The sequence below is a fragment of the Priestia sp. 40 genome, assembly GCF_049368575.1.
In the GTDB taxonomy this organism is placed as follows: domain Bacteria; phylum Bacillota; class Bacilli; order Bacillales; family Bacillaceae_H; genus Priestia; species Priestia zanthoxyli.
Genome location: NZ_JBMPZA010000005.1, coordinates 39,595 through 60,557, shown reverse-complemented (window position 1 = coordinate 60,557; position 20,963 = coordinate 39,595). Strand labels below are relative to the sequence as shown.

The following is a 20,963-nucleotide window of genomic DNA, read 5'->3' as shown; positions in this document are numbered from 1 at the left end:
GAGAGAGCATATGCAAACCCCTATTATTCTCATTGGACCTATGTGCGCTGGAAAAACGACGGTCGGTGAAAAAGTGGCAACCAAACTAAATATTCCTCAGTGCTCAATGGATGAAGTGCGATTTTCCTACTACCGGGAAATAGGATTCAGCAAAGAAACACAGCAACAAATTCGAGAAAAACAAGGATTTCAAGGCATGTACGCCTATTGGAAACCGTTTGAAGCCTATGCTGTTAAAAGAATACTAGAAGAGCACAAGCATGCGGTCATTGATTTTGGCGCCGGTCACTCGGTGTATGAAGACATAAAGCTGTTTCAACAAGTAGAAAAGACGTTAAAACCTTACCAGTCTCTATTTTTACTGCTTCCGAGTGTTGATAAAGAAGAGTCCATACAGATATTACATCAAAGGCTGCATCAAATAACAGATGATAAAGATGTTTTTGAGCTTAACAAACATTTTGTAACGCATCCGTCAAATCAAAAGTTAGCAAAGCAAACGATCTACACAAAGGAAAAGTCGGCAGATACAGTAGCGGAAGAAATTATTTCATGTATATCAAATATATCAAAGGAGTGAAAACAATGATTACAAAAGTCGGTCAAATTATGGTGTATGTAAACGACCAAGATCAAGCGGTAAAGTTTTGGACAGACAAAATGGGATTTCAAGTAATTTCTCAACAAGAGAATGAACAAGGTATGAAGTGGATTGAGCTAGCACCGGCAGCGAATGCTGAAACAACCATTATCCTTCATAACAAACAGCTAATAGCAAAAATGCAGCCAGAATTAAATGTCGGGACTCCTTCACTGATGTTTTTTACAGAGAATGTGGATGAATTATACAGGGATTTAACAGCTAAAGGCGTAACGGTGGGAGAAATCGTATCTATGCCTTCAGGAAAAGTCTTTAACTTTTCAGACAGTGAAGATAATTATTTTGCAGTTATGGAAAACGCGAATAATAAATAGAGCAAAAACAAAAAACACCGGGAGCATATATATTGTCTCGGTGTTTTACAGGCAAAGCAGGATAAGTTACTTTTCATTTTCATCTGCTGATTGGCAGTAGCAATACTATTCTTTATAAATTTACTCCTTTTCTTCATTATTTAACGCTATGATTGTATAAACGTGTATTAAGAGTCGCTTTAAGTTTCTAAAATTTAATAAGCCATTTCATAAATCAAGGAGTAATGCCTCTCATGATAAAATTAATAGGAGAAAAAGTGTTATTAAGAGAAGCGACACAGGAAGATGTTAATACGCTCTATTACTGGAAATACGAAGAGAAAAAACAAGAAGCGAAAAAATGGAATGCTCCGTACATACCAGATCGAAAGCTGACGAAAGAAAAGTATATGAATTCATGGGAAGAAGAGTATGAGATTTATCCATCAGTTCCCCGAATGCTTGCGGTTATTATTGATGAAACAGCTGTAGGAACGGTGAGCTGTTACTGGGTGGACAAACATACAGACTGGTTGGAAACTGGAATTGTCATTTACGACTCAGACTATTGGAGCGGAGGATATGGGACAGAAGCTTATGGAATGTGGATCGACTTTTTATTTGAGTTTACACCTTTGCATAGGCTCGGCATGTCTACGTGGTCAGGCAATATCAGAATGATCAAAACAGCGGCAAAAATAGGTATGAAAGAAGAAGCAAGAATCAGAGAAGCTCGTATCGTAAACGGGGAATATTTTGATAGTGTCAAAATGGGAATTCTGCGAAGAGAATGGAACAAAAAGATGAAGCAGGAGCTCTAATACCCTTTGTGCTATGTTGTCATTGAACTAGGCAGTTTAGTTTGATATATCCTAATACGGGGAATAGAGGGGAATAGAGGGAAAATGGGGACGTGTGAGATTTTTATATAATTTAAAACTTCTTCCTTCATGAACGGAAGAAGTTTTTCTTATGTGAAATCATGTCATATGTCAAATCTAGCATGTATAAGATAGAAAAGAGGCAATATAGCCGTCCTCTCTCATACTACAAAAAAGTTATAGCCAAGCTGTGGGTATCTTTATGAAAGAATGCACTTATGGCAGAGAGAATGATAGTTGCGATGGAGGTAACTAAATGAACGTTGATGGAGAAAATAAAGTTCCTCATTTTTATTCACTGCGGTCTGTTTCGCAAAAATTATTTGAGGTTATTACCAAACAACTGAATGTCAGCACAACGTACGTAACTAGAAGAGGAGAAACAGCGATGACGGTCCTCAGCTCATATAACGAGAAGGAAGAGATTATTCCTGAAGGATACAGCGTTGAATACGGAGGTACATACTGCCGCTTAATTATTATGAATGACGGAGACGTTATGCATACGGCAAATCTGATGAAGGATGCCGTTACAAGACAGCTAGAAGTAACGGATCAATTGCAGGTAAAAGGTTTTTTAGGTGTTACATTAAAAGATTTAAAAGGAAATGTATTTGGAACACTCTGTGTAATGGATAAGGAAGAAAAAGAATTTTCAGGAGAAGACATTGATTTTTTACAATCAATGGCCGGTATCTTATCCCACATGATCGATCTGGATGAAACACGATATCAGATGGGATTTTTAAGCGTCCCAATTATTCCAATTACAGAAGGTGTTTCGATTCTTTCTCTTCAAGGTATTATTGATAAAGAGCGTGCGGATCAGATTATGACAGATGTGCTTCACGATGCAGCTCATAATGAAATAGATTACTTTATCATTGATTTATCGAAATTGCTTCTGAGAGAAAAAGAGTTTCCGAATTTCTTCTTTAAAATGATTACAGCACTTCAGCTCATGGGTGCTCAAGCAGTTATAACAGGTGTAACGCCAACATTTGCGAAAGAGCAAATTAAAAATCATGATTTGAGAAACTTACAGTTAAAAGTTGTGAAAAATATTCAACAAGCTCTTCAATGTGTGGGGTATAACTTAATCAAAACATGAACCAAGCCTTGGCTCTATCAGCCAGGGCTTATTTTTGTGTATGTATATAATTCAATACGAAACGAAAAACAAGCTGGTATGCTCAGAAGCTGTGAAAGCATCAAATGCAGCATAAAGTGAATATAGATAGAGAATGTAGCTTCATTGAAGCCTTGCGTGATGATCATTACGCACCTTTTGATGGTGTAAGAAATAGCCGGGGAGAGACCTGTGTATGGCTGATGACCCTTTTGCTGTATGCAAAAACATCATGGGGGGAAATACATGCGAGCAAACTTTAAAAGGTCCGCACAAACGGATGTGGATATGAGAAAGAAACATCGGAGAACACTTCAGTCCACTTTAAACACAATAGGAATACTTATGTTTATTGGAATTTTGATCAGGTGGTGGACCGTGCCGTTCACTATTAGTAAAGATCTCCGAATTTACTATAATCAAGATTTTCAAATGACGTTGAACGAGTCTAAAGAGTTTCTTACGTTCGTTTTATGCGCAGCAGGCGTGTATTTTACGTTAGTCAACGTCTACTTCTTAGGTAAAATAGGTAAAAAACTAGTCTATATCGTTCTTGTTTTACTTGCTGTTTTTAACCTCTATATGATGCTTATGCTTCTTGTCGCAGTGACGCATTAAAGTTAAAGTGTGAGTGTAGCTCAAAAAAAGAGGTCAACTTCCGGTGACTTTTTTGGATTGAGCTACGATTTTTCTATGTAAAAAAACAGATAGATCTTCAGGTATCTTGATCAGCTGAGCTTCCATATTACTTCCACCTTTTGATAATTTCCCTTGGTACATATGCAAACATTATGTATGCTTTTACTTTCATACAATTCTATCAAATCCATTAAAGCAGTTTTATTTTCTAAATTCAACTAAAAAGTATTTTCATTATTTTTCCATAAACTAACCGAGATAAGCTGTCATAAGGTTTAAATAACAAAAGAAAAAATGAAATGATTTTTTACGAGTTTTATATCTTGACGAAAAAATATTTCAGGAATAAGATAGGTTACATAAAGTAACGAGTAAAAAAAAAGTTACTTTTTAAAAGATTATATTTTTCCTAACAGGAGGAAGAGATATGGAAGCGATGACTTTTGTTTTATTCGGTTCAACAGGTGATTTAGCGAAACGCAAAATTTATCCTGCACTCTATAATTTATTTGTAGACGGGAAAATCCCTAAATCAATTTCTGTTGTAGGACTAGGCAGAAGGGAGATGTCCGATGCAGATTTTCAGAAAAAAGTAGAAGAATCTATTCATACTTTTTCACGTCGCGTCGAAAAAGATTCATCTCTTATGCAGCATTTTCTATCAGCTTTTCGCTACAGCCAATTGGACGCAACAAATGCTGAAGATTATAAAAATTTGTTAAATCTAGTAGAAGCACGAGAAGCAGAACTGAACATTCCAAGCAACCGAATGTTTTATCTATCCGTTGCACCAGAATTTTTCGGTACAATTGCTGAGCATATTAAAGACAGTGGCTTAGGTGCTACAAAAGGTTGGAAACGGTTAATTATTGAAAAACCCTTTGGCCATGATCTACAGTCAGCTCGACAATTAAACGAAAATTTAAGCAAAGCGTTTAAAGAAGAAGAGATTTACCGCATTGACCACTATCTTGGCAAGTCGATGGTGCAAAATTTAGAAGCGCTGGAATTCGCTAATCCTATTCTTCAATCATTATGGAATAACGAACATATTGCGAATATACAAATTACAGCAAGTGAAACGGTCGGCGTAGAGGAAAGAGCAAGCTATTATGACCATTCAGGTGCCATTCGAGATATGGTTCAAAATCACATGCTGCAAATGCTGATGATGACGGCCATGCACTTACCGGCTCGCATTAGCGCTGATGATATTCGAAACGAAAAAATAAATGTGTTAAAAGCGCTTCGTCCGCTTGTAAAAGAAGATATGGACCTAGACGTTGTTCGCGGTCAATATGAAGCTGGAAAAATAAACGGGTCTTCAGTGGAGGGCTACATAAACGAGCCTGGTGTATCACCATCTTCGCAGACGGACACGTTTTTAGCAGCAAGACTATACATCGATAATTCGCTTTGGAAAGGCGTTCCTTTCTACATTCGTACAGGGAAAAGAATGGCGGAAAAAGCGACGCGAATTGTTATTGAATTCAAAGACTCGTTAAAAGAGTTGTACTTAGACAAAGGAGAAACAACATCTCCAAATCTGTTGATTATTGAAATCAACCCGCATGAAAATATTACGCTGCAGTTGAACAGCAAAAATCCATTTAATCATGGTCATATTGAGCCTGTGCAAATTAATTTTTCAGGTCAGCAAGAAGGAGCACCGGAAGCATATGAGCGCCTTATTGCAGATGCATGTGCCGGAGATTCTACATTTTTTGCTCATTGGAAAGAAGTAGAGCTAGCTTGGGAATGGGTTCAGCCGCTTCTTGAAGCATTTGATGAAAATACAGTGCCGCTTCACAAATATGCTGCCGGTTCACACGGCCCTGATGCATCACATGCACTTTTAGAAAAAGACGGCTTTAAATGGTGGTTGGATGAAGAAACAGCGAGTCCATCACGCGAAGTGCAGCCAGTTTAATACAAACAAAGCGAAAGAAGGATGAAACATGAGTACCAACATAGACACACTTGCAGTTAATACGATTCGCACCCTGTCAATTGATGCGGTGAACGCAGCTAATTCAGGACACCCTGGGCTTCCGATGGGAGCTGCTCCGATGACCTATGCGCTATGGGCGAATCACTTACAGCATAATCCGGCAAATTCAAGCTGGTTTAACCGAGATCGCTTTATCTTATCAGCCGGTCATGGCTCAAGCTTGCTGTATAGCATGCTGCATCTAAGCGGATACAATGTATCAATAGAAGATTTAAAAAGCTTTCGCAAGCTAAACAGTAAAACACCGGGTCATCCTGAATTTGGTCATACGGACGGCGTGGAAGCAACAACAGGTCCTTTAGGTCAAGGAATTGCTAATGCAGTCGGAATGGCAATGGCAGAAGCTCACTTAGCAGCAAAATTTAATCAACCCAATTTTCCTGTCATTGATCACTATACGTATACCTTAGTAGGTGATGGTGACTTGATGGAAGGAATTTCTTATGAAGCGATGTCCATGGCTGGCCATATGAAGCTTGGCAAACTTATCGCTTTATATGACTCCAACGATATTTCGTTAGACGGGGAATTAAATCTTTCGTTTAGTGAAAATATCCAGAAAAGAGCGGAATCTGCAAACTGGCAGTATTTGCGTGTAGAAGATGGAAATGACGTAGGAGAAGTCACAAACGCCATCGAAAAAGCGAAGCAGAACACCGAACAGCCAACGCTTATCGAAGTGAGAACCATTATTGGCTACGGAAGTCCAAAAGTAGCGGGAACAAATAAAGCACACGGTAATCCGCTTGGAGAAGAAGAAGCAAAAGCAACAAAACAAGCCTACGGCTGGGAAGCTGAAGAAAACTTCTATGTTCCAGAAGAAGTAAAAGCTCATTTTGAAAAGCTAGAAGAAAAAGGGATGAAAGCAGAAGCAGAGTGGAATAAGCTGTTTGCTTCTTACCAAAAAGAATACGCTATGCTGGCTGATGAATTAGAACGTGCCATTACGGGCGAAGCGTTAATTGAAGTGAATGATATTTTAACATTTTCATCAGAAAAAGCGATGTCGACTCGTGTTGCAAGCGGAGAAGCTATTAATTATTTCACTAAATCTGTGCCATCTATTTTTGGCGGAAGCGCTGATTTATCGCATTCCACGATGACGGACATCAAAGAAGAAGGCCCTTACGCACCAGGATATTTCGGTAATCGAAATATTTATTTCGGAGTACGTGAACACGCAATGGGAGCGGCCGGTAATGGAATGGCTCTTCACGGTGGTGTGAAGCCGTTTGTCAGCACATTCTTTGTTTTTAATGATTACTTGCGTCCAGCGATTCGTTTAGCTGCACTGCAAAAGCTGCCGGTCACATATGTGTTTACTCATGATTCCATAGCAGTAGGAGAAGATGGACCAACTCATGAGCCCGTTGAACATTTAGCTTCTCTTCGTGCAATTCCAGGGCTTACCGTAATCCGTCCGTCTGATGCAAACGAAACAGCTAGCGCTTGGGCTTATGCGCTTCAGCAAGTGGAAGGTCCTGTAGCCTTAGTGCTTAGCCGTCAAAACTTGCCTGTATTTGAAGAAACAAAACAAAATATCAACGACCTAGCTAAAGGAGCTTACGTATTAACCGAAACAGACGATAAGCCAGAGCTGATTTTCATCGCCACAGGTTCTGAAGTAGCACTAGCGGTCAGTGCAAAAGCTCAGCTAGAGCGTGAAGGTACATCTGTTCGAGTTGTAGCAATGCCTAGCTGGGAGCTGTTTGGCAAACAGTCAAAAGAGTATCAAGAGCGCATCTTGCCTGAATCTGTTTCAAAACGAATCTCTCTAGAAATGGGAATTTCACTTGGCTGGGAACGTTTTGTAGGACAAAAAGGAAAAGTGTTAGCTATTGACACATTCGGTGCTTCAGGAACCGGAGCTGATGTGATGAAGCTGTTTGGATTTACAGAAGAAAACGTAGTGGCACAAGCAAAAGAATTGCTAAAGGCTTAAACAATAAGACAAATAGAAGGAGCTGTTCACATGAAAGTAGGATTAGTTGGTTTAGGGAAAATGGGGATTAACTTAGGACAAAACTTATTGGATCAGCGTCATGACGTTGTAGCATTTGACGTAAATTCAAACGCAGTGGAACAAATGAAAGGGTACGGTGCGTCAGGAGTATCAAGCTTACAGGAGCTTGTTCAGTCATTAGAAATGCCAAGAGTCGTATGGCTGATGGTTCCTCATACGGTTGTTGATTCTGTTATTAGTGAAATATCTCCTCTTTTAGCTGAAGGAGATATCGTAATTGAAGCTGGAAACTCTCATTACAAAGAGTCTATTCGACGCTATAACGAGTTAAAAGAAAACAAAATTCGCTTTATGGACGTTGGAACATCTGGCGGAATGGAAGGCGCTCGTAACGGAGCTTGCTATATGATTGGCGGAGATCGTGAAGCGTGGGAAATTGTTGAACCTATCTTCCGCGATACAGCAGTAGAAAACGGATATCTATATGCTGGAGAAGCAGGGAGCGGCCACTTTTTAAAAATGGTTCATAACGGCATTGAATACGGCATGATGGCAGCAATCGGAGAAGGATTTGAAGTTCTTGAAAAAAGCCAGTTCGACTATGATTACGAAAAAGTGGCGAGAGTATGGAATAACGGATCTGTTATTCGTTCATGGCTCATGGAATTAACGGAAAATGCATTCTCTAAAGATGCTAAGCTAGATGACATCAAAGGAGTTATGAACTCTTCTGGTGAAGGGAAGTGGACGGTCGAAACGGCTCTAGACCTTCAAACAGCTACGCCGGTTATCGCGATGTCTTTATTGATGCGCTATCGCTCGCTTGAAGATGATACCTTTACAGGAAAGGTAGTTTCCGCGCTTCGAAACGAGTTTGGCGGTCATGCTGTGGAAAAGAAATAACAAGTGAAATAGTGGGTATAGTAAAAAAAAACTAATGGAGGAATGAAAAAATGAAATTTTTTATTGATACTGCAAACCTTGAGGATATTAAAAAAGCATACAAAGTGGGGGTTTTATCTGGCGTCACAACAAACCCTTCTCTTGTTGCAAAAGAAGGCGTAAAGTTTGAAGATCGTATTGAAGAAATTTTAAAAACCGTTCCAGAAGTAGAATCCGTTTCAGCAGAAGTGACGCCGGATGCCGAAACAGCAGAAGACATGATTGCGCAAGCAGAAGAACTAATCAAAATTAACGGCGGGGATCAAAACATTACGATTAAGCTTCCAATGACAATTGCTGGATTAGAAGCAACTCGCTACCTTGCTAAAAAAGGTGTAAAAACAAACGTAACGCTTATTTTCACTGTAAACCAAGCGCTTTTAGCAGCTCGTGCAGGTGCAACATATGTATCTCCGTTCCTGGGTCGCCTTGATGATATTTCAGAAGACGGCGTGCAGCTTGTGGCTAAAATTGCCGAGCTGTTCCGCATTCAAAATATCGACTCTCAAATCATTGCGGCTTCTGTAAGACATCCGGATCACGTTACACGCGTAGCCCTTGCCGGAGCTCATATTGCAACTATTCCATATTCAGTAATCGAGCAGCTTGTCAAACATCCTTTAACCGAACAAGGAATTGAAAAGTTTGCGGCTGATTGGAAAAACGCTGTTCAAAACTAAGTAAAAGATAAAGAACGTGCGCATTCTAGAAAAAGAATGCACGCGTTCTCTCATAATATCCTTAAAGAGGTAAACATCATGAATACAGTAGACGCTAAAATTATTAAAACCCAATACGGTTCAGAAGTTTATGTAGATGATGTAGAGCATATTAACTTTAAAAGCCTTCATGCACCGAAAGTTAATCAGCCGCTCTATCGCATTGAATTTGAAATTGGCTACTTTTTATTAAAAGAACACAGATATTACGAATACGAAAAGAACTATTTTTGGCTTGCAGTAAGCGAAGATTTTAGTAAGCTAACTATTCAAGAACCTGATATGGAGAGCTTATTTGGAGCTAAAAGCGAAGACGAAAGAAAGGCGACAAAAGCGCTTTTAAGTCAGTGGCTCATTCATACCGAGGCTTATAAAAAACAATTAAACCAGCATATTAATGACTGCAAAAAAAGTAATGAAACAAATAAGGGCATAACGGCTGTTTTAGAAAAGTTGCTGACTATATCAGCAGCAGACATCGAACAAGCCCCTATTGAGAAATTAGCTGCCTCACGAGCAGTTTGACTTAAAAAGTAGGTAAGTATTCATAGCTGCAATAGAAAAAGATGCTTCGTTTAAAACGCGAAGCATCTTTTTTCATTTTTTATAAAGAGCGGGTTTATCTTTAGGAAAGGTTCTTTCCGCTAAAGTCCCTATTACTTAAATAACTTATACCAGTATAAAGTGGTTTCAATAGTAGGATTATATGACTGCTTTAGTGTGTCAACTCCACCTAGTATAAACCCTTGTTTCACATAAAATCTGCATGCACCAAGATTATCATCTTGTGCTTCCAAGGACATTCCTATAAGTTTTCTTTGTTTTGCCCACTCTTCTGCTTTATTTAAGAGCAACTTTCCGACTCCACTGCCTCTATAATCTTTTTTAGTAGCAATGTTTTCAATATAACAGAAGCGATTCCAATCCTTACTTATTCTAATCTGTCCTATGCAAGTAGTATTCATATAAGCTAAAAACAAAGATTTATCCTCTTGGTTTATATATTGGTTCCAATCAAGTTTGTCATCTGGAAAACGTGTTTCTCTAGCTTCATCAAAAAGAACTTCTTTATAAGACCACTTGCCTGATTGTAAACTGGGGACAACTCTACCATATAGCTTAAAATAATCATTTGTCATATTGATATCCTCTATTAAGTCATTATTTAATGGAGAAATAGTGAGTTTACTTTCACTACCCAATATTACACACTTCCTTTTATGATGTTTTGAAAAAATTTTATTTAAGGATAAGTAAATCCTATCTTATTCAACATTACTGTCCTTTAGCTGAATGAACCTCTCTTTATACACTACTATAAAGAGTAAATTTTTCCTGGTTATAATTAAAAGCAACAATCTTTACGAAAAGAGCCTTAGGAAAATAAAGGATAGCAATAAAAAAGACATTGTTGTCGTTTTTTTATTGACGAATTAATTCAAGAAAGGTACATTATATTAAAACGACAACATTGTCGTTTTAATATAAGGGGGCTGAAATCATGCTTATTACGATGTTAACAACAGGAACTCGAGGAGATACCCAGCCTTTTATGGCTTTAGGATTAGAGTTGAAAAAGAAAGGATACCGTGTACGAATTGCGGCTTCAGAAGCTTATCAAAATTTCATAGAGTCGTATGGATTCGAATATGCCATGCTTCGAGGTGATGTTTCTAAAATTATAGAGAGCGGAGCAGCAGACGATGCGATTAATGCAGACAATCCTCTCAAATTCTTTTCAAGCTTAAAAAATGAAAAGATGATGGGTATGATGGTTAATATACAAGAAGATTTGCATAAGGCCTGTAAAGGAGCCGATGCAATTGTATATCATCCAGGTGCAGCAATTGGTTATTTTGCTGCTAAAGAGATGAATATACCAAGCATTCTAGCGAGCCCTTTTCCAATGACACCAACAAAAGATTATCCAGCGTTGATCTTTTATGATCGACCACGGTTTGGAAAAACATATAACAAGCTGACGCACCGTATTTTTGAATGGGGATTTTGGAAGGTAGTAAGTGGTCCTTTAAAAAAATATTGGGTTCAGCAGCATGGAGAAGGACCTAACGATTTTTCATGTCCGTACCCAAAGCAGCGTACAGCAGCTAACCCAACCATTGTTTCATCAAGTCCCGCCGTATTTTCCGTATCTAAAGATTGGCCTCAACACGTTCATTCCTACGGAAATTGGTTTATGGACAGTGACCATAGCTATGAGCCGGAAGAGAGGCTGGAAAGATTTTTAAAGGCTGGAGAACCGCCAGTTTATATTGGATTTGGAAGTGTTGGTGATAAAAAAAACGCAGACGAAACGACTGCTTTAGTGATTAAAGCTTTAAAACTCTCCGGGAAACGAGGTATCATCAATACAGGAGGAAGTGGAATGAATCACACGGAGGGGATAGCAGAAGACATTTTCTTTGTAAAAGATATTCCTCATGAGTGGCTGTTTCCTAAAATGTCTGCCGTTGTTCATCACGGAGGAGCAGGAACAACAGCCGAAGGCCTTCGAGCTGGCGTTCCAAGTGTTATTATTCCTTATGGAAATGACCAATTCGCTTGGGGAAGAAAAATTCACGAGCTTGGAGCTGGAGCAAAAGCCATTCCGAGAAAAGAATTGACGGCTGAAAAATTATCCGCAGCTATTTCCTATACGCAAGTTAATGAAATTCAATCCAAAGCACAAGAAATCGGAAAACAAATCCGAGCTGAAAAAGGAGCCGAAAAAGCAGCTCAGGTAATTATTAATACACTCGAGACATTCAGGAATAAATAAAAAAGTAAGAGAGCGTGAAAAAAATGCCAAAAGTAAGGGAAGGATACGCTGAAAAAAAGAAGCAAGAGATTTTAGAAGCCGCCAAAAGAGTATGCAAGAGCAAACCGGTGCATGATGTAGCCATGCGAGATATCGTTCTGGAATCTGGAATGAGTCAAGGAGGCGTATACAAATATTTTTCAAACCTTGATGAAGTATTTGTCGGACTTCTTAATCAAGAAAGTGTCAGCCATAAAGTAAAAGATAAAATTGAAGCCCTACTTCAGACCAATAAAGATCCCTTTGAAATGCTGCATGATTTTATTATGTATATTGGAGAGCATATCCAAGAATCAATGACAGCAGGAGGAGAAATTTACTTTGAACTAGTAGCGTTGTATTCAAAAGACCCTCAGCGTTTTATGAAAATTGAAGATCAGCTAGTTGAAGTATCTAACCTTAAATATATTCAAAAGAAGCTTCATGACTTTATCGCCGAACAAATCGAAGTAAAAAATTTCTCTCCGGCTGTACCAACAGCTGAACTGCTAGCTTTTATGGCTACAGCGATCAACGGAATTACGCAAAATCCAGCGCTGGTCTACAACGTAGATGGACAGAAACAAGCTGCAGAGGAGACAAACGTAGAGCGTCATATAAACACACTGTCAATAGCCGTCCGAAAGCTTTTAGGAGAATAAATACAGCTGCAACCTTAAAAATTCCTCTTAGTATTGCCAGCAGTGTTAGGTATGTTTAGAAAAATGGTGTGTCACTTCTCCGTCTCGCTTTGAATAGTTTTGCAAAAATTAAGCATAATACAACTGCAAACTATATTTAAGGAGATGGAAAAAATGAAAAAAGGGCTTATCATTGCTTCTTCGGTTCTTTTCCTTTCAGGCCTAGCTGCGTGCGGAGGAAATAAGGACAATAACGCAATGGACAATACTCAAAATGACTTACGCAACACTTCTACAAACGACGGGGTTGATAACAATATCCCAATGGATAACACAGATCAGCCGACTAAGTCAGTTGAAGCAGCACAAAATGTAGAAGATATGAAGGAAGTTGATGATGCATATGTGCTTCGCGATAATAATAATGCCTATGTAACGGTAGATTTAGCTGGAAATGACGCAGCGGACAACAATGATAACGGCAAGGTCAACAACGTAACGTACAACGGCGATACTTACCATGAAGTCTCAACTGATTTTGAACAAAAAATTGCGGACCGCGTGAGAGAAGCAGATAGTAAAATCGACAAAGTATACGTTTCGTTTGTAAACACGGGCTTAGACAATATGAACAACAACAATAACGTGCCTGGCGTAGATAAAAATGACAAGATGTATCGAGATGATGAAAAAGACAACAACCGTGATCCAGAAGATATTGTAGAAGATCCAAAAGATATGATGGACCGTAACAACAAAGATCAATAACATCAAAAAGGCCTCTGAATCACCAGAGGCCTTTGGTTCATTAACTAAGTTCAAGTAAAGAAATAAAAATCGGAAGAACACAGCAAGAAACGGCTGAAATAAAATCAAGCTCGTTCTGTTTTTTTGCAGAAAGCGTGAACTCCATCAAAATAATCGTCAGGATACTCATGAAAAGCGTTGCATAAAAAAGAAAATCGCGCTGACTTTCCACTAAAAACAACACCGCATTTAAAATCAAAATAACGGCATAAAGAAACTTAAGCAGCAAGTGGAGCTGCATGCTGAATTTATTCTCTTGTTTGTAGCGCAAGATATAGACAAAAAAGAAAATAAATAAAGTTAATTGCCATGAGGCAGGGAGTAGCTGCTGCCATAGATTGTCCAAGAAACTCATTCCTCCTATAAAACAATGATGCATATATGTAACACACACGTTTTTATTTTAAAAGTGAAGAGTATCTTTAGGCAAGAGCAATTTTTCATTTTTTGCAGACTTTTAATATAAAAAAAGAAAGGTCATCACGACCATTCTTTTTACTTCACTTCAATTAAAACCTTCGTACCGTCTGGAAACTCATCTACTTGATGTGAAATCCAAGAACCGGCGCCTCGGTTGTCTGAAGGCTTTACATATTCAATATCTGCACCGCTTCCGCCTTCTTCACAAAAGGCCATCGGAAACTCATCTCGGTCATAGCCGCTTTTAGTCGGAATGCCTTTTAAAGACTCACGGCGGTTTTCCTCAGCCCCGTCTCGGTCGATTGTACAAACAGCCGATTTTCCTTTATCGATTGCATGTTGAATGTGCGCTGCAGTTTCAGGGTAACGATCAGCAGGGAAGGTAATTACTTCATCGTAGGAGGTATTCGTTGAAGAGTTCTGCTCTAACGGATTTCCTTCAATCATAACAATAACGGCTAATACTAAAATTAAAATACCAGAAACAATTTTTTTCAATCTGTAAAACTCCTTTAATAAACATTTATCACTTTTATTTTAAAGTAATAAGAAAAAAATGTAAAAACATATAATGGAACTAGCTACAATTCATGAGAAAAACATAAGCTCACGTACAGCTGCTGAACGTGAGCTTATGTCTAATGATGAGAGTGATGATGGTGCGTTTCGTTTTCAGCTGGCTGCAGTGAACGTAACTCTTCTTTAGATAAATTGCCTACTGCGACTTGCTGAGTAGGAAGGATGTGCTCACCGCGCGCGTTAATATCCGTTTTAATATAGTAAATACCATCCTCTTTAAAAGTTGCTTTTGCTTTATACATACTGCCGTCATAATGTGCCTTTGCTGTTTCGACTTTACCGGGAGCATCTTTTTTCCACACTTTAAACTGAACGATTTTGGCATCATCCACCGTTTTATTTTCTTGCATTACGTGCACTTCTAACACCTGTGTGCTCTGTGGCTCTATATTTTCAGGAAGCATCACATGCGCAGACAGAGGCTTTGGCTGCTTGTAGAGCTGATCTGCGTTACTGTCTACAGAGCACGCGGAAAGTACAATCGTACTGAGTATGACCAGTCCGGACATTTTCCATTTGTTCATTGTTACTGCACCTCACATAGTTTCATAAATCATGCGTTTAAAAACCGCTTCAATGCTGGAATTCGTTTGATGACAAAGAAATCTAAAAGCCACACGACAATCAAGGATAGTCCAACTAAAGGAAAGAGGATACCAAATACCACGATTATACACGTCACGATGCGCATTGCATTTCCTTCAGGAACTTTAGGAGCCCCCATGTTTTTAGCGGGTTTTCGCTTCCACCACAGTAAGGCTCCGCTGATCGTGATACCAGCAATTCCTATACAAATAATAAGGCCAATAAGCTGATTTATTAATCCAAACTGTGTGCCTTTATGAAGCGTAATACCAAGCGCAATCAATTTGCCCATAAATCCATAGTTGTCGTACCGATAATCTGCTAAAACGGCGCCGGTGTATTGATCAAGGTGAATCGTTGCTTCATCTTGTGCTCTTGGTGAAAAAACAGAGAGCGTATACACACCTTGAGGCTCTTGCGGAATGGAAATGGTGTAGCCATCGTGCATATGCTGTTCTTTTGCAATACCTACAATGTCATCAAGCGATACTTTTGTATATTGCAAAGATGTGGAGCTTGGCACTTCTAACGTTTCAGCTCCCCAAGGCACGTCCGCTACATCTTTTGTTTGCACGGTTGAAGTAGGCGCACTCCCTACCCAAATAGAAGGGGGGTATCCAACGCCTGCGTTTGTGGCGATTTGCTGAAAGGCATTGCCCCACAGTCCTGACCACGGAAGGCCTGTTAGGACGAGAAAAAGCATCCCGGCTGAAATCCAAAAGGCCGGTACTGCATGAAGGTCTCGTGCAAGCACGTTTTTACCTTTTGAAAAACGAGGAATCAGTACGCCTTTTATTTTGTCTTTTTTGCGCGGCCACCATAAAAAAGCACCGGTTACAATTAAGACAATCGCCCAGCAGGCCGCAAGTTCTACGATACGATCACCCGTGGTGCCTGCCATCAGCTCTCCGTGAAACTCTTCAATTTGATTCATTAAGCGACTTGAATCATCCAGTTTTCCTACAATGTGACCATTGTGAGGATTAACAAAAATCGTATATGTATCGTCTTTTAATGAAATTCCTACTTCTGAAGAACGAGTAGAGTGATCGCTTGGTTGATAAGTCAACACGGTAGCACCAGGATACTTTTCTTTTACAGCCTGTACTTGTGCTGAAGGAGATACGGACTGTGACTGAGCTTGTACATGATACAAGTCGTGATACAGTTTTTCTTCAATTTGAGGCTTGAATAAATACATCCCGCCAGTAACAGCTAATATAAGAAGAAACGGAGTAAACACTAAACCTGCATAAAAATGCCAGCGCCATATGGTTTTGTACAGGCCTTGAGAACGCCCGGTGCTTTGTTTAGTTGTACTCGCTGATTCTTCTCGCTTTTCCTGCATCATTTTTCTCTTTTCCTCCTTTTTACTAACTAACGTGCTTTTATTATAGAAGGAAAGGGAGAATTAGCCATCACTCCTTAGAGTGATTGTTGGGGCTTATGAGAGAAAGGTGCTAATAAAAAAACAGCTCGTGAAAGCTGTTAGTTCATTAAGCCATTTTGAAACGCATAGCTTGTCAGCTGCACGCGGTTTTCTAAATGAAGCTTGCTTAAAATATTTTTCAAATGACTTTTTACCGTGTGTTCAGAAATAAATAACTGCGCCGAGATGTCGCGGTTTGACAGTCCTTTAGCCACTAATTGAAGTACTTCAAGCTCCCGTGCAGAAAGGGGAGTGTCTGGCTTTGTAATCGATGTTTCCTGCGGAAACTCTTTTAAAATTTGAAACGCAATTTCTTTTGACATAGGAACTTCATCTAAAGCGAACGCACGCAAATAGTCGTACCACACTTCAGACCGCAGGTTTTTTAACAAATAGCCCTGGGCGCCTTTTTTCAGCGCATCAAACAAATCCGTAATATCGTCTGAAACCGTGATGACAACAATTTTAACATACGGAAACTGAAGCTTAATTTGTTTTGTCGCTTCTAGCCCGTCCATCACAGGCATTCCAATATCCATTAACACAATATCGGGCATTAATTTTTCGGTCAGTTCAATGGCTTCTTGACCGTTGGTTCCTTCGCCAACAATAATGAAATCTTCATATTCTTCTAAAATATCGCGAATGCCTTCTCTTGCGTGAGCGTGATCATCTACAATCAAAATACGAAACGGCTGCATTTACGTAACCTCCTTTTTAATACTAACAATGGTCTGGTTCTGTTTTCGCTGAATGGAAAAGTCCCAGTTCATATCTTTGGCACGGTCTTTCATAATTTGCAGGCCAAGACCGGCCTTGAGAGATTCAGAGGTGAAACCTATACCGAAATCTGTAATTTCGCAAATCCATCCGCCTGCCGTTTCACTGGCTGTAATCCAGATTTTATTTGTTTTTGCATGTTTAATGACGTTCATAGCCGCTTCTTTCACACAGGCAAACAGTTCATTTTTTTCTTTTCTCGACAGCGTTGTTTCTGACAGTCTCCAATCTAAATTTACATCCAGTAAATGAGTATGTGTTAAATCATCGACGTATTGATGAATGCTTTCAGTCCAGCTTTCTGAAGAGTCTGAAGGAGAGTGCTTTAAATTTGTAATCGCTTGGCGCGTATCGTCATGAACATGCTGCAGAGTTTGCTTCATTCGGATAAAATCAGGATCCTGCTCTAATTTATTTTTTCTTCCGAACTTGTTCATTTTAACAGATAGGAGAAACAGCGACTGTGCAATGCCGTCATGCAGTTCTCTCGCTAATTTTTCACGCTCAATAAGCGCAGCTTTCTTTTCTTTTTCTTGCCTTAGTTCTTCTTGTATTTTTTCTAAAATAGAAAATAAATAGCGGACAAAGACAAGCGTTACAAAAAACACAAGCAGCGGAGAAAGAACATTTCCCATGTCCATTGAGATATAAGGGAGCAAAAAGGCATGGCGAACATACTCCCAAAGCGCGATGGTCAGAGTTGGAAGAAGCAAAATCAGCCATTTAATTTGTCTATATTTCACGGTATCCCTTCTTTCGTCCATAAAATGTGTCTATATTTTATCATTTGAGCGGAAAATTACTAGAGGAAAGAAGAGAAATCACTCTTAAGGGTGATTGGATGTAACTCTCAATTGAATGAAATTAATGGGAAAAAGCTTTATTTGCAATATCATACAAGAAAAACCCTAAAGTAAATGGTATGGTTAAAATGCTTAGTATGTGACAAGGAGGGATTCATCGATGACAAAAGAAATTCGCACGGCGCACGTTGATGCCGATTTACATATTGAAGCTTACCGTTTTAAAGGAATTATGCAAAAGTTTCCTGCTCATTTTCACGAGTATTATGTGATTGGATTTATTGAAGAAGGTCAGCGCCATTTAATTTGCCAAGGCAAAGAATACATCATTAATCCAGGAGATTTGCTGCTGTTTAATCCGTATGATGTCCATAGCTGTGAACAAATAGACGGCAAAACACTTGATTATCGCTGTATTAATGTGACGCCAAACGCGATGAAAAAAGCTGTTTTTGACATTAACGGCAGTGAAAGTCTTCCGCGTTTTAACAGCAATGTGGTGCAAGGAAGTGACGCTGTATCTAGTTTAAAAGAGCTTCATTTACAGATTTTAAATGGTGAACGTGAGTTTAAGAAAGAGGAGTTATTTTTATATTTGCTAGAAGAGCTCATGCACGATCATTCAAACCTTTCCTTTTTTTCGTCAGCTGCTGACACGTCTGATGAAATCAAAACAATCTGCACCTATTTGGAAGACAACTATACAAACAAGATCACGCTGGATGAGTTAAGTCAGCTAATTGGATGGAGCAAATACCGGCTGCTGCGCTCTTTTACAAAGCAAAAAGGAATCTCTCCATACAGCTACTTAGAAACGATTCGAATCAATAAGGCTAAAAAGCTGCTAGAGCAGGGACAAAAGCCGATTGACGTATCTTTTTTAACTGGATTTAGTGATCAAAGTCATTTGACTAAATTTTTTAAAAGTCAGGTTGGGTTAACACCAAAACAATACATGAAAATCTTTGAAAGTGAAAAGAAAACAGAATGCTAGTAATAGCTTAAAAGGGAGAGAAATACTGTGGATCATTTAGCTGCTTACATGCTGATGGCACTGGTTATGTCGATGATACCTGGTGCTGATACAATTCTTATCATGAAAAATACGCTTCATCACGGAGCAAAAGCAGGACGTTTTACCATACTCGGCATGGCTACAGGCCTCACGTTTTGGACGTTAATTGCTGTGCTTGGCTTGTCTGTTGCTATTGCGCAGTCGGTGTATCTGTTTAACACGATTAAATACATAGGGGCAGCGTACTTATTTTATTTAGGCATCAGAATATTTCTGACAAAAAATACGCTCTCATTGGAGGCCGTTTCAGAAGAAACAAAAACTGTAAAGTCTTCATCTAATCGCTGCTATAAAGAATCATATATGCAAGGGGCTCTTAGTAATTTTCTTAATCCTAAAACAGTACTAGTTTATATTACGTTTATGCCTCAATTTATCAGCTTGGATGCTGACATTAATCAACAGCTGCTTATGCTTGGTTTTATTCTTACCCTCATAGCGGTAGGGTGGTTTTTAATCTTAGTGTATGTAGTAGATTACGTGAAAAAATGGCTTAAAAAACCGATGTTTCAAAAAGCTTTTCAGAGATGCAGCGGAGTGCTGCTGATCGGTTTTGGGATAAGAACAATAGTGTAATAGTGGTTAGTAGGCAAAAAAAGCTGGGATAAAAATATGTTAGTTAGAAGATCCGAATGAGTTTGATTCTTGATGGAGAATCAAACTCATTCGGATCTTTTTATTAGTATGGTAAACATAGCCTTCGTATATTTATCCATTTACTTTTAGCTATATCTCAATCTCTTTTCTTAACGTTTAAAAACACGTAAACGAAACAATTTGTCGTGTATCGACACCGAAAATGGTCCAAAAACGTCCGTTCCATCTAAATCCTGCAACCGATCGTGGTCCTACAAAAACAGGGAAATACCAGAAGCTAGAGCCGTCTCTAAGCCATATAAACGTATTGCGGAATAGACAAAAAGAAATGGCACCTGGGTCAACAGCAAATGGAGTTGCCGTTTGTTGAGCCGGAATAAATGCCGGCGGAGGGGAAGTTGGAGCTTGCTGCGGGCTAGGTGCAGGTAAACCGCCCGGTGGCCTAGGAGGGCCTGGAGGGAGTTGAGGACCAGGGAATCTTGCTGGGTAAGAATAAAAATCCATGTAATTAATGTTCATTTTTTAACACCTCTTCTTTTATCACTATTTTATAAGATATGAGAAAGCTGCCTAAAGGGATTGGGCAAATATAACGTTTTTATATAGGCCTTTTTGATGACGAAAAGGTTCGTTCCTAAGTCGGAAGTAAATTCCTTCATGAACTCGCTAAAAGCCGAATAGGACAAAGCAGAGTGTGTTTTTAGAGGAGGACTTTTCATGGATAACAATCTAAAAAATACATTTACACCGGTTAAAACGTACCGGCCTTTCCATGGTATTTATGATCCTTGCCGACCGATAGGAGCGAAATATTATTCTACGCCGCCTCATTTATACATGGGATTTCAGCCGCCAAACCTGCAGCAGTTTTCATCTAAAGAAGCGCTAAAAAAAGGAACGCTGTGGCCGGCTTTTTGGGACTACTATGAAAATCCATACAAAGATAAGAAGAGGGATGAAGAATGAAAAAACTATCTCCAGAGTACTATCAGGATTTAGAAGAAATACAGGCCGTTGATTTTGCATTAGTAGAATTAACGCTGTATTTAGATACTCATCCAAATGACCAGCAGGCTATGCAACAGTTTAACGAATACGCGCAGCAGGCTATGCAGTTAAAAAGAACCTTTGAGACAAAGTACGGGCCGCTCCAGCAGTACGGAAACAGCTATACAGACGGAAAGTGGAGCTGGGGAACAAGTCCTTGACCAT

At 39.2% G+C, this 20,963-nt stretch carries 25 protein-coding genes; 17 read left to right on the top strand and 8 right to left on the bottom strand.

Features of this window, described 5'->3' with window-relative positions; all coding sequences use genetic code 11:
* The first annotated feature begins 10 nt into the window (after positions 1–10).
* The 10 genes from ACO1DI_RS01125 (at position 11) to ACO1DI_RS01080 (ending at position 9,763) form a co-directional block, all read left to right on the top strand.
* Positions 11–580: a shikimate kinase gene (locus ACO1DI_RS01125; RefSeq protein WP_290098693.1), complete on the top strand. Its 570-nt coding sequence runs from the start codon at positions 11–13 to the stop codon at positions 578–580.
* A 5-nt stretch (positions 581–585) separates the two neighbouring features.
* Positions 586–975, top strand: coding sequence for a VOC family protein (locus ACO1DI_RS01120; protein WP_205664200.1), 390 nt, complete (start codon positions 586–588; stop codon positions 973–975).
* 233 nt (positions 976–1,208) lie between these two features.
* Positions 1,209–1,775, top strand: a complete 567-nt coding sequence (locus ACO1DI_RS01115) for a GNAT family N-acetyltransferase (protein WP_182420974.1) — start codon at positions 1,209–1,211, stop codon at positions 1,773–1,775.
* 316 nt (positions 1,776–2,091) lie between these two features.
* A complete protein-coding gene (locus ACO1DI_RS01110; RefSeq protein WP_013057961.1) occupies positions 2,092–2,946 on the top strand; it encodes a GAF domain-containing protein in 855 nt (284 codons plus the stop codon).
* Between the two features lie 264 nt (positions 2,947–3,210).
* Positions 3,211–3,582: a hypothetical protein gene (locus tag ACO1DI_RS01105; protein ID WP_423144979.1), complete on the top strand. Its 372-nt coding sequence runs from the start codon at positions 3,211–3,213 to the stop codon at positions 3,580–3,582.
* 448 nt (positions 3,583–4,030) lie between these two features.
* Positions 4,031–5,533, top strand: a complete 1,503-nt coding sequence (gene zwf, locus ACO1DI_RS01100; RefSeq protein WP_014459233.1) for a glucose-6-phosphate dehydrogenase — start codon at positions 4,031–4,033, stop codon at positions 5,531–5,533.
* 28 nt (positions 5,534–5,561) lie between these two features.
* Entirely contained in the window at positions 5,562–7,556 is a 1,995-nt protein-coding gene (tkt, locus tag ACO1DI_RS01095) for a transketolase (RefSeq protein WP_014459234.1), read from the top strand.
* 30 nt (positions 7,557–7,586) lie between these two features.
* Positions 7,587–8,480, top strand: a complete 894-nt coding sequence (gnd, locus tag ACO1DI_RS01090) for a phosphogluconate dehydrogenase (NAD(+)-dependent, decarboxylating) (protein WP_226701380.1) — start codon at positions 7,587–7,589, stop codon at positions 8,478–8,480.
* A 50-nt stretch (positions 8,481–8,530) separates the two neighbouring features.
* On the top strand, positions 8,531–9,199 hold the full coding sequence (gene fsa, locus ACO1DI_RS01085) for a fructose-6-phosphate aldolase (protein ID WP_209367046.1): 669 nt from the start codon (positions 8,531–8,533) through the stop codon (positions 9,197–9,199).
* Positions 9,200–9,277: 78 nt separating this feature from the next.
* Complete coding sequence (locus tag ACO1DI_RS01080) at positions 9,278–9,763, top strand: hypothetical protein (RefSeq protein WP_209367044.1); 486 nt, start codon at positions 9,278–9,280, stop codon at positions 9,761–9,763.
* 131 nt (positions 9,764–9,894) lie between these two features.
* Here ACO1DI_RS01080 and ACO1DI_RS01075 read toward each other — a convergent pair whose 3' ends face one another.
* The gene (locus tag ACO1DI_RS01075; protein WP_014459238.1) at positions 9,895–10,440 is read right to left on the bottom strand and encodes a GNAT family N-acetyltransferase; all 546 of its coding nucleotides are present in this window, start codon (positions 10,438–10,440) and stop codon (positions 9,895–9,897) included.
* A gap of 299 nt (positions 10,441–10,739) precedes the next feature.
* Here ACO1DI_RS01075 and ACO1DI_RS01070 point away from each other — a divergent pair, with 299 nt between their 5' ends.
* The 3 genes from ACO1DI_RS01070 to ACO1DI_RS01060 all read left to right on the top strand — a co-directional run bounded on the left by ACO1DI_RS01070 (position 10,740) and on the right by ACO1DI_RS01060 (position 13,444).
* The gene (locus ACO1DI_RS01070) at positions 10,740–12,017 is read left to right on the top strand and encodes a glycosyltransferase (protein ID WP_182420968.1); all 1,278 of its coding nucleotides are present in this window, start codon (positions 10,740–10,742) and stop codon (positions 12,015–12,017) included.
* Positions 12,018–12,040: 23 nt separating this feature from the next.
* Complete coding sequence (locus ACO1DI_RS01065) at positions 12,041–12,697, top strand: TetR/AcrR family transcriptional regulator (RefSeq protein WP_014459240.1); 657 nt, start codon at positions 12,041–12,043, stop codon at positions 12,695–12,697.
* 153 nt (positions 12,698–12,850) lie between these two features.
* A complete protein-coding gene (locus ACO1DI_RS01060) occupies positions 12,851–13,444 on the top strand; it encodes a hypothetical protein (protein ID WP_115654367.1) in 594 nt (197 codons plus the stop codon).
* 40 nt (positions 13,445–13,484) lie between these two features.
* On the opposite strand, the gene ACO1DI_RS01055 is transcribed toward ACO1DI_RS01060, so the two are convergent.
* The 6 genes from ACO1DI_RS01055 to ACO1DI_RS01030 form a co-directional block, all read right to left on the bottom strand.
* Entirely contained in the window at positions 13,485–13,838 is a 354-nt protein-coding gene (locus tag ACO1DI_RS01055; protein WP_225049451.1) for a DUF1516 family protein, read from the bottom strand.
* A gap of 140 nt (positions 13,839–13,978) precedes the next feature.
* A complete protein-coding gene (locus ACO1DI_RS01050) occupies positions 13,979–14,401 on the bottom strand; it encodes a NucA/NucB deoxyribonuclease domain-containing protein (RefSeq protein ID WP_013057949.1) in 423 nt (140 codons plus the stop codon).
* Between the two features lie 140 nt (positions 14,402–14,541).
* Entirely contained in the window at positions 14,542–15,006 is a 465-nt protein-coding gene (locus ACO1DI_RS01045) for a FixH family protein (RefSeq protein WP_371906006.1), read from the bottom strand.
* Positions 15,007–15,035: 29 nt separating this feature from the next.
* Positions 15,036–16,418 (bottom strand): PepSY-associated TM helix domain-containing protein, encoded by a 1,383-nt coding sequence (locus ACO1DI_RS01040; RefSeq protein ID WP_371906005.1) that lies wholly within the window; start codon positions 16,416–16,418, stop codon positions 15,036–15,038.
* A 137-nt stretch (positions 16,419–16,555) separates the two neighbouring features.
* Positions 16,556–17,197, bottom strand: coding sequence for a response regulator (locus ACO1DI_RS01035; RefSeq protein ID WP_140451349.1), 642 nt, complete (start codon positions 17,195–17,197; stop codon positions 16,556–16,558).
* Positions 17,198–18,019, bottom strand: coding sequence for a sensor histidine kinase (locus tag ACO1DI_RS01030; protein ID WP_140451350.1), 822 nt, complete (start codon positions 18,017–18,019; stop codon positions 17,198–17,200). It lies immediately after the preceding gene.
* A 220-nt stretch (positions 18,020–18,239) separates the two neighbouring features.
* Here ACO1DI_RS01030 and ACO1DI_RS01025 point away from each other — a divergent pair, with 220 nt between their 5' ends.
* Both ACO1DI_RS01025 and ACO1DI_RS01020 read left to right on the top strand, forming a co-directional pair.
* Positions 18,240–19,073, top strand: a complete 834-nt coding sequence (locus ACO1DI_RS01025) for an AraC family ligand binding domain-containing protein (RefSeq protein ID WP_014459247.1) — start codon at positions 18,240–18,242, stop codon at positions 19,071–19,073.
* 27 nt (positions 19,074–19,100) lie between these two features.
* Positions 19,101–19,730 carry a LysE family translocator gene (locus tag ACO1DI_RS01020; RefSeq protein WP_042992032.1) on the top strand — a complete coding sequence of 210 codons (630 nt, stop codon included), beginning with the start codon at positions 19,101–19,103 and terminating at the stop codon, positions 19,728–19,730.
* A gap of 177 nt (positions 19,731–19,907) precedes the next feature.
* Here ACO1DI_RS01020 and ACO1DI_RS01015 read toward each other — a convergent pair whose 3' ends face one another.
* Positions 19,908–20,270, bottom strand: a complete 363-nt coding sequence (locus ACO1DI_RS01015; RefSeq protein ID WP_014459249.1) for a hypothetical protein — start codon at positions 20,268–20,270, stop codon at positions 19,908–19,910.
* 198 nt (positions 20,271–20,468) lie between these two features.
* Here ACO1DI_RS01015 and ACO1DI_RS01010 point away from each other — a divergent pair, with 198 nt between their 5' ends.
* Both ACO1DI_RS01010 and ACO1DI_RS01005 read left to right on the top strand, forming a co-directional pair.
* Positions 20,469–20,717, top strand: a complete 249-nt coding sequence (locus ACO1DI_RS01010; RefSeq protein WP_423144978.1) for a spore coat associated protein CotJA — start codon at positions 20,469–20,471, stop codon at positions 20,715–20,717.
* Positions 20,714–20,959 carry a spore coat protein CotJB gene (locus tag ACO1DI_RS01005; RefSeq protein ID WP_014459251.1) on the top strand — a complete coding sequence of 82 codons (246 nt, stop codon included), beginning with the start codon at positions 20,714–20,716 and terminating at the stop codon, positions 20,957–20,959. Before ACO1DI_RS01010 ends, ACO1DI_RS01005 begins: the two co-directional genes overlap by 4 nt.
* The last annotated feature ends 4 nt before the right edge of the window (positions 20,960–20,963 follow it).